This is a genomic window from Photorhabdus africana (assembly GCF_035181445.1).
GTDB classification, from domain to species: Bacteria; Pseudomonadota; Gammaproteobacteria; order Enterobacterales; family Enterobacteriaceae; genus Photorhabdus; species Photorhabdus laumondii.
The window spans coordinates 1-470 of record NZ_JAXBVE010000183.1; the positions used below are offsets into that span (position 1 = coordinate 1).

1 protein-coding gene is annotated in these 470 nt (G+C 62.6%); it reads left to right on the top strand.

Annotated features, from left to right (window positions below):
• On the top strand, positions 1–470 hold a 470-nt coding region (locus SLS51_RS23320; RefSeq protein WP_323840853.1), incomplete at both ends, for a type VI secretion protein IcmF/TssM N-terminal domain-containing protein.

Below are 470 nucleotides of genomic sequence, written 5' to 3' on the forward strand. Positions count from 1 at the left end.
CTCAACGGCATCATCCTGACGGTGGACATTCACCGCTTACTGACCGACAACAAAGCGCAGCGGGAACGGGATATTGCCGCGCTTCACCTGCGCCTGCAGGATCTGCGATTAACTCTGCATCATCCTCTGCCTTGCTATCTGGTGCTGACCAAACTCGACCGGCTGCACGGTTTCAGCGCCGCTTTCCAGTCGCTGGACAGCGCGCAGCGCGCCCAGATCCTGGGCGTCACCTTTAGCCTGAATGCGCAGGATGAGCAGCGCTGGCGCACTGAGCTGGCCCGGTTCTGGCACCAGTGGATGCAGCAGCTCAACGCGGCCATGCCGGACATGATGCTCAACAAAGTCGATATCAGTCAGCGCAGTCCGCTGTTCAGCTTCACCCGCCAGATACAGGGGCTGCACAGCTATCTGGTGCCGCTGCTGGAGGGGCTCCTCGACAACGGCGGCCCGGCACAGCCGGGCCTGCGGGG